6 protein-coding genes are annotated in these 8,578 nt (G+C 54.5%); 5 read left to right on the forward strand and 1 reads right to left on the reverse strand.

What is annotated here, in order from left to right; all coding sequences use genetic code 11:
* The first annotated feature begins 5 nt into the window (after positions 1–5).
* Entirely contained in the window at positions 6–614 is a 609-nt protein-coding gene (locus CBB91_RS06875; protein ID WP_273013035.1) for a response regulator transcription factor, read from the forward strand.
* A gap of 499 nt (positions 615–1,113) precedes the next feature.
* Here CBB91_RS06875 and CBB91_RS06880 read toward each other — a convergent pair whose 3' ends face one another.
* Positions 1,114–1,281 (reverse strand): hypothetical protein, encoded by a 168-nt coding sequence (locus CBB91_RS06880; protein WP_273013036.1) that lies wholly within the window; start codon positions 1,279–1,281, stop codon positions 1,114–1,116.
* Positions 1,282–2,230: 949 nt separating this feature from the next.
* On the opposite strand from CBB91_RS06880, the gene CBB91_RS06885 reads away from it, so the two are divergent.
* The 4 genes from CBB91_RS06885 to CBB91_RS06900 form a co-directional block, all read left to right on the forward strand.
* Complete coding sequence (locus CBB91_RS06885) at positions 2,231–5,338, forward strand: amidohydrolase family protein (RefSeq protein WP_273013037.1); 3,108 nt, start codon at positions 2,231–2,233, stop codon at positions 5,336–5,338.
* Entirely contained in the window at positions 5,323–6,201 is an 879-nt protein-coding gene (locus tag CBB91_RS06890) for a formylglycine-generating enzyme family protein (RefSeq protein WP_345906752.1), read from the forward strand. Before CBB91_RS06885 ends, CBB91_RS06890 begins: the two co-directional genes overlap by 16 nt.
* An 89-nt stretch (positions 6,202–6,290) precedes the next feature.
* A complete protein-coding gene (locus CBB91_RS06895; protein ID WP_273013038.1) occupies positions 6,291–7,736 on the forward strand; it encodes a P1 family peptidase in 1,446 nt (481 codons plus the stop codon).
* A gap of 35 nt (positions 7,737–7,771) precedes the next feature.
* On the forward strand, positions 7,772–8,578 hold an 807-nt coding region (locus CBB91_RS06900; RefSeq protein ID WP_273013039.1), incomplete at its 3' end, for an acyl-CoA dehydrogenase family protein.

Genomic DNA, 8,578 nt, shown 5'->3' on the forward strand with positions numbered 1-8,578 from the left:
CCGTAATGCGTATCCTTATCGCTGATGATCACGACCTTGTACTCGACGCCGTTCGATCACTTCTGGAGCATGAATTGCCAGACGCTGACATTTCAGTAGCTCGAAATGGCGATGACCTCCGTACATCGTTGGCGGCTCAAGACCCGGAATTCGATCTCGCCCTTATTGATTTGCGCATGCCGGGCATCACAGGCGTTCAGGATATCAAGGACCTGATCGCAGAGTTTCCCGAACAAAGATTTGCAATCCTGTCAGGCGTAGCCGGTCAAATGGAAATCGCCGCCTTGATGGAGAGCGGCGCGCGCGGCTTCATACCGAAAACCATGCCCGGAGATGGCCTGGTTGCGGCCGTGCGCTTGATCCTGGCGGGACAAGTCTTCACACCAACTCAATCTGAATCCGATAGTGGCGCAGACGGTGCAGCTCTGACACCCAGAGAACGGGAAGTTCTCTTCTGCCTGCAGCGTGGTGAATCAAACAAGCAAATCGCACGTGTACTGGATATTCAGGAAACAACTGTCAAACTTCATCTGAGGTCTCTGGCGCTGAAACTTGAGGCTCGCAACCGGACTGAAGTGGTTGTGAAGGCGATCCAGTCCGGCTTGATTGCGTGATACAGGATTTGGCGCTGCCTGAATCTTTTCATTTTGCGCATTCATGATACTCCTCATCGGGGTTCGGAACGCATTTCCTGCTATAGATAAAACTACCAACATTAAGACGAGTTCTGATCTTTTGACTCAATAGGACTTCGTTGAAAATTCGTCTTGAGACGATTTCGCTTCTAATTTAGGGGCACGACGAACAGGAAAGACGAAACGCATCACCGTGAATTCAGTATCAGCTCAGATCAAACTCAAGAACCTGTCCGATTGTCGAGAGAAGTTTGACGAGGCGTTTGAAATTTATGAAATTTCTCTTCCCGCAAGCGAACGGAAGTCCCGCACCGAGGTTCTCAGCCTTCTGGACAGAAAAGACTACAGGCTCACGATCGCAGAACTCGAATCCCATGTCGTAGGCATTTCGATCGTCTATGTATCACGCTTTTTCCCGATCAGCTTGCTAGACTATATGGCAACCAGCGAAGCATGTCGTAACACAGGTATCGGCAAATCAATGTTCGTCCACACACTGGCGACCAGCGCCGATCGACTGATGTTCGTTGAAGTCGAGGCTGAACACGGATCCGCTGGTGAACGGGAAATTCAGAGACGCAGACAAGCCTGGTACGCGCGCCTTGGCTGCAGGAAAGTCGACGACATCGCCTATCACATGCCACAACTAAACGACGCGCCACCTCCGCCGCTGAACCTGATGTACCACCCGAATGGCACAGAGACTGATCCAACACGCAGCCAACTACGCAGTTGGATTTCAGACGTGTATTCAGGCGTGTATGGCCTCGACAATTGTGAAGAAGAAATCGAGGCCATGTTCCTGAGGGCANGCTANTCCTACAGNGNNAACGCCANTCGGCTANTCTGCCGGATCGTCGACAGCCGTATCGGTCACGATCTTCCAGACNCCGTCTACCTTGCGCCANACCGTCACGTAGTTACCCGTTGTCTCCGGATCTCCATCAACGCTGAAACTTCCCCAGGTGACTCCCATATCGCCACTTGCAGACCCCATCGCGCCGATCGGTTTCCAGTGAACAGGTGATGGAACCGTATCCAGTTGTCGCTCTGCCATGATCGCAGCCTCACCTGTGAGAAAGCCTTCGCCAGCTTCGAGCATGAACCCCTTGTCGAAATCCACGAACTTCTTCGAGGCAGCTTCATAACCGTATTCNAGATTGAACGCCTCATAGGCCATGTCCGCCTCCATTAGCTCCGCCTCAATCGTAGCCGGAGAGACAGGCGCACTGACGCACCCGACAATCGAAAGTACGGCACTGCCAAGGGCCATTGAACGAAGGGCTTTTGCGGTCTGTTTCATGAAGTTCTCCTGATTGCCGCGAAACTGTATCGCCGCCAGAAGGAGATCCACACTGCGTTTTAGGGCCTGAACGGTGCGCATACATCACCAGCCAATCGACAGTTTGCATCACTCAAGAACAAAATCCGGTGCTAGCCTCAAAGCCGGAGGAAAATAAATTATGCGAATCCGTCACTTCATCCTCGCTGTCGCATGCAGTCTTCCGGGCGTTTTGTGCACAGCCAATGCCCAGACTGACGAGACAGAGACTNANCCGAAAGTCGTCACACTCGAGCTTACAGAAGGCACNTGGATGAGCCTGGATGTAAGTCCTGATGGCGAAACCATCGTCTTCGACCTGCTGAATGATATCTATTCGATGCCCTCCACTGGGGGCACGGCCATCGCAATTCACGATGGATCCGTGACCCAACGCAGCCCTCAATTCAGTCCTGACGGTCAGTTCATCACGTATCTGAGTGATGAAAGCGGCGCAGACAATGTCTGGATATCAAAGGCCGACGGAACCGACGCTAGACAGATCACGCATGAAACACATGCCATGGTCGCCGGTCCGGCCTGGTCCTCTGATGGAAAGTCCATCGCAAGTGTAATTACCTATTCAGACATATTCCGTGTCCGAAATTCTGAAATTCACCTGTACGGCATTGATGACGGTTCAGAAGAAATTGTCGTACCTCCGCCGACGAGCGGAAAAGACGTACAGGAACCACGCTTCGCGCCGAATGGCCGTCACCTCTATTACACAGAGAGAATCGGCGGAGATCACTATGTTTACATGAACACAGGTTTGAAGAATTTCGCGATCAAGCGCTTGGATCTCGAAACCGGCGAAAGAAAGAAAGCCATTTCCGGTTTCGGGGGCGCCTCAACACCGCAGATCTCGCCGAATGGAAAATCCATCGCTTTCATCCGTCGCTTGGGCGCAAAGACAGTTCTGTTCGTAAAAGATCTGGAGTCCGGATATGAAGAGCCGATCTATCAGGATCTAGGGCGCGACTTGCACGGAGATTACCTTCCACAGGAGCATTATTACCCCTCCTTCGACTGGTTTCCTGACAGCCGTCACATTGCGATCTGGGCCAAGGGAAAGCTGCTGAAGATCGACACCCTGTCTGCACTGGCGGAAGAGATACCGTTTAATCTGAAGGCACGCCATGAATTGCAACCNGCAATTCGGGTGAAGCAGGATCTCGCGCCAGACCAGGTTCAAGTCCGCACAATTCGCCAACTCGCCCCGAATCCGGACGGTAGCTCGATACTCTTCCGTGCAATGGGCAAGATCTGGGAAGTCGGGTCCAGCTCTCCTTCACGGCCATCTCGCCTGACGAATTCCATGGCCATGGAATCTGAACCAACATGGTCCCCCGACGGAAAACAAATCGCATATGTAAGCTGGCAAGACCAAACTGGTAGCAAGTTGATCCTTCGGGATGCCGATACAGGCCAAGAGACGGTTCTTGCAGAAAGCGATGCGGTCATTCGAGAGCCGCAGTTCTCAAATTCTGGAGAACTGATCGCCTATCGGATCATGGGTCCCGACACAGCTTTCAACGCACCAGGGCCCGAGACAGGCATTTATCTCCTGAACCTGGCCGGAGGTAGTCCGGAATACCTGACGGAAGCCTCGGGCCTGTCAGTGTTCTCTCCCGATGATAGCAGACTCTTCTTTCTTGGAGAGCCGTCCTCATACGCGAAACGGTCATCTGTGTTGATGAGCATCACGCTCGACGGTAGCGACGTACAGGAACATGCCATTTCTGAAATGGCAGACATCCGGGACTTCTCCTTGAGCCCTGACCTGAAGTGGCTGGCGTTCAAGTCCAACAATCGCCCTTACGTCATGCCGTTCGACGTCAAGCCAGCCCCCGTAACCATCAACACGCCGGACAATGCCTCGGCTCGTCTGCTGAGTGATATTGGTGGATACGCTTTCAGATGGTCGAAAGACTCGTCCACACTCTTCTGGACGATGGGCGCAGAAATTCTTTCAACTACGCCCGCCGACAAGAGCGGCACGCCTCACTCCCTGACAATCAATATACAGCTGCCGACAGACAAGCCTGAAGGCATAGTTGCGTTCGTTGGCGGCAAGATCGTTCCGATCGAAGGCNATGTTATCAAGAACGGTACTGTTGTTGTTGAAGGAAACCGGATTGTCGCCGTCGGTCCGCGACGCAAGGTCAAGATTCCGAAAGACGCCACCCGGATCGACATCAAGGGCAAAGTCTTGATGCCTGGCTTCTTCGATGCGCATGGCCATATCGAATGTTGCTTCGANGCCGGCACTATGCCTCAGCAACACCCAACGCGTCTTGCCGCCCTCGCCTATGGCGTCACCACGAACTTCGATCCGTACTCNGAGGACCTTACTTCCTACGAAAGCGGTGAGATGACCATGACGGGAGAATTGGTCGGTCCGCGCTGGCTCAAATCTGGTCAGGTTGTTCACGGAGTGAAAGGACGCACCGCTGGTGTGTATCACCCACTTGCCTCTCTGGATGATGCTCGAAACGTCCTGAAGCGCCGCNAAGCGCTCGGCCCGTCAATTCTGAAAAGCTACAAGCTGTCGACAAGAGCTCAGCGTCAGCGCCTTCTCCAGGCGGCNAGAGAATACGACTTCATGGTTGATGGCGAAGGCGCCGGACAATTCTACACAAACATCGGGATGATTCTCGATGGACACACCAATCTTGAGCACAATCTTCCGGTTGCCACCTATTATGATGATCTTCAGCAGCTGATTGCTGCATCCGACGTCTCAATGACGCCAACACTGATCGTGACGTTCGGNGAGCTGTTTGGCGAAAATTACATCTACGAAAACGAAGACTCCTGGTCCCAGGACAAAGTCAAAGCCTTCATTCCCGACGTAAACAATGCGTATAACCCAATCACGGGCGAAAGTGGCACACCCCTGCATGTTCGCTGCATGCATTCGATCCATGTGTCAGATGAAATCTACGACATCGGATTCCGGTCAGTCGGTCGCTCCTTGACGAAACTGGCAAAAGCCGGCGCAACGGTGAATGTTGGCTCTCACGGTCAGGTTTCCGGGCTCGCCATGTANTGGGAGATGCTGCTCTTTGCGGAAAGCGGCATGGAACCGATGGAAATCCTGCGAGCCGCTACGATCAATGGCGCAAAGACCTACGGGCTTGACCATCAACTCGGNTCAATCACCCCCGGCAAGCTCGCAGACCTCATTGTACTTGACGAGGATCCGACCGAGGACNTCCGCAATGCCAACAGCGTTCGGTATACAATGGTCAATGGGCGCCTCTACGATTCCCATACCATGAACGAAATCGGAAATTATGACCGCCCTCGGAGCAAGTTCTATTGGGAAATGAAGCCAACAAACGGAATAGATTGGAAATCCACATGGTCCGGCGAATAATTTCAACTACGTGCCTGGCATTGATGGCGATGACAGTTTCCGCCTGTTCGCAACCCGCAGGTTCGCCTTCTGGTGCAGAAATGGTGGTCATACCTGCAGCCAGTTTCGAGATGGGCGAGACGATCGACTACGGATATGGAGAGATCGATGGACCCCGACACACCGTCGATATTCAAAGGTCTTTTGCGTTAGCCAAGACAGAAGTGACGGTAGGCGAGTTCAGACAGTTCGTTGAAGCAACAGGGCACCTGTCCGAAGGCAAATGCAACATCTACACAGACGAAAAATCCTGGCACATCGATCCTGACCGAAACTGGGAGCACCCCGGATTTGTGCAAGCCGAAGATCACCCTGTCGTCTGCGTTAGTTGGGAAGATACACAAGCATACGCATCCTGGCTGACGCAACAAACCGGGGAAGCGTATCGCCTACCGTCGGAAGCAGAATGGGAATACGTGGCGACATTTGGCGACATTGAAGGCGAGGACGGCGTCGTCGGGCACGACGAAGCAAATATCGGCTTGGTTGACTGCTGCGGCGGCAAAGCGGAAGGACGGGATGTCTGGATTGAAACCGCCCCCGTCGGGAGTTTTCCTTCCGACAAGTTCGGCATCCACGACATGCGAGGAAACGTCTGGGAGTGGCAAGCTGACTGTCATCAAGACAACTATGTGGGCGCGCCGGTCGATGGCTCCGCACGCACAGAATGCGACACGCCGGACAAACGCTCAATTCGTGGCGGCTCCTACGGCGATGCTGGCGACTATCTGTCACCGAGATATCGACTGCCCGGACCTAAGGATCAGGGATATTTCACTGTCGGCTTCCGGTTGGCCCACGACGTTCGCGAACCGCAACGGTGACCTGAGCGCACCAGCACATCAATATATCGCATCTATGTCGGCAAAGCTGCATTCACGTATGCTGGCCTCCAGAATCGAGGAACAAGATTATGACCACGCGTACCAAGCTGAAATGTAACCCCGTTCCCGCTATTGGAATGGCATTGGCAGCGACACTTATGACGGCTTGCGCGACCCTTCCTCAATCAGCGCTGGCAGATATGCCGCCCGTCGGTCAGGACGAACTTCCAGCCCTGATAAATGATGGCTTTGACAGCGAGACGGCGCTGACCTTCGATTGGCCGATGCTGGAGATTGGAACGGGCCAGTACGAAGATGGGCCAACAGGCCTGACGGTTCTGAAATTTGGAAAAAAAGTGAACGCTGCCGTCGATTCTCGCGGCGGTGGACCAGGCACCGTCAACGCCAAATATCTGGAACTAGGATACAATCAGCCCGAACTCGACGCCATCGTCCTGTCTGGTGGCTCCTGGTATGGTCTGGAAGCGGTGACAGCTGCCAATACTGCGTTGCTCGATGACAAGTATCGTGGCGGTCGCTGGGACAATGTGGGCCTCGTTGTCGGTTCCATCATCTACGATTTCGGCGGTCGGCGCCTCAACGAAATCTATCCCGACAAACGTCTTGCCCAACTGGCATTGAGGGCTGCAGAACCGGGCGTATTTCCAAATGGCGCCTATGGCGCAGGTCGTTCTGCCATGAATGGCGGCATTTTCGGCTGCAACGCACGCTCCGGACAAGGCAGCGCGTTCCGCCAGATTGGTGATGTGAAGATTGCGGTATTCACCGTCGTCAACGCTCTTGGCACGGTGACCGACCGTGAAGGTAATGTCGTCGCTTGTCACAAGGGAAGCAACTGGCCGGAAAACCTGAAAGCGACAGATCTGATGCGGGCGGCACCAGATAGCGTGCAGCCCGGCTGGAATGGCGACGAGGAGTCACCAGGCGCTGAGCGAAAGAACACAACGATCAGCGTTGTCGTTACCAACCGCTCAATGACGCCAGCCGAGCTGCAACGACTTGCTGTTCAGGTACACACATCGATGGCGCGAGGTATTCAACCTTTCGCAAGCGAATTTGACGGTGATGTACTCTACGCTGTGTCGACGAATGAGGTGGAGACCGGCCCCGGCGAAACCATCCCGAGCATGGAGATCGGCGTCGCCGCGTCTGAACTGATGTGGGATGCCATCCTCGCCGCAGTGCCTGCGCATCAGGTAACTCAGCCAGACCCAGATCCGGAACTCGTTCTCCCAGCCCGCACGCTGGAAAAGTACGCCGGAACCTATCGCTTCAGCCATCTGGCTGAATTAACGGTTAGCGTGGAGAATGGCGCGCTCGTCGCATCTGCAACGGGAGAGCGTGATGTCTTTCAGGTCAAAAAGGGCACTCCCCGTCCCCTCTTGGCCGCCACCCGAGACACATTCACTGTCGAGCGTGGCCGCTACCCGTTCAGCATTCAGTTTGCGGGTGACGAGATCATAATCAATCCAGGCCGCTGGCAGCAGACCGGATACCGCGTTTCGGCTGATTAGACGCTCAAGACACTCATAAATATCAGGACAGCAAAATGACCAAGCACTCTGCCTTCAACTGGGCCGACGCCCTTTCGCTCGCTTCCGATCTGACTGAGGAAGAACGGTTTGTGCAAAAGACCGCTGCAGATTTTGCCGACAAACGCCTTCTGCCTGGAATTGTGGAAGCCAATCGGTCAGGTCATTTTGATCGCGAAATCATGCGGGAAATGGGCGCGCTCGGTCTGCTTGGGCCAACCCTGCCGGAAGAGTATGGCGGCGCGGCGGTCAGCCACGTAGCCTATGGTTTGGTCTCGCACGAAGTTGAAGCTGTTGATTCAGGCTACCGATCTGCCTTGAGCGTTCAATCCTCGCTCGTCATCCACCCTATTCATGCCTATGGCGACGAACAACAACGCCAACGCTGGCTGCCTGGTCTTGTGTCAGGTGATCTCGTTGGCTGTTTCGGCCTGACTGAACCCGACCACGGTTCGGACCCCGGCAATATGGCCACGCGGGCGGTAAAGACGGATGGCGGATACCGCCTGAACGGTGCAAAGATGTGGATCACGAACAGCCCGATCGCCGATGTCATGGTGGTCTGGGCGAAACTCGACGGAGTCATTCGCGGGTTTGTGCTTGAACGCGGCATGAGTGGCCTGTCGACGCCCGAAATCAAAGGTAAGCTCGCGCTGCGCGCATCCATCACCGGTGAAATTGTCATGGACGATGTGTTCGTCCCTGAAGAAAACCTGCTCCCGAACGCCCGTGGACTGTCAGGCCCGTTTGGCTGCTTGAACAAGGCACGTTTCGGAATTGCCTGGGGCGCACTCGGCGCGGCTCGCACCTGTTGGACCGCTGCG

The sequence above is a fragment of the Hyphomonas sp. TMED31 genome (genome assembly GCF_002172815.1).
In the GTDB taxonomy this organism is placed as follows: Bacteria; Pseudomonadota; Alphaproteobacteria; order Caulobacterales; family Hyphomonadaceae; genus Hyphomonas; species Hyphomonas atlantica.

What these genes read in the sequence shown, in the direction of transcription:
- CBB91_RS06890 (WP_345906752.1), top strand. Translation starts at nt 5,323, where the DNA reads ATGGTCCGGCGAATAATTTCAACTACGTGCCTGGCATTGATGGCGATG.
- CBB91_RS06895 (WP_273013038.1), top strand. Translation starts at nt 6,291, where the DNA reads ATGACCACGCGTACCAAGCTGAAATGTAACCCCGTTCCCGCTATTGGA.
- CBB91_RS06875 (WP_273013035.1), top strand. Translation starts at nt 6, where the DNA reads ATGCGTATCCTTATCGCTGATGATCACGACCTTGTACTCGACGCCGTT.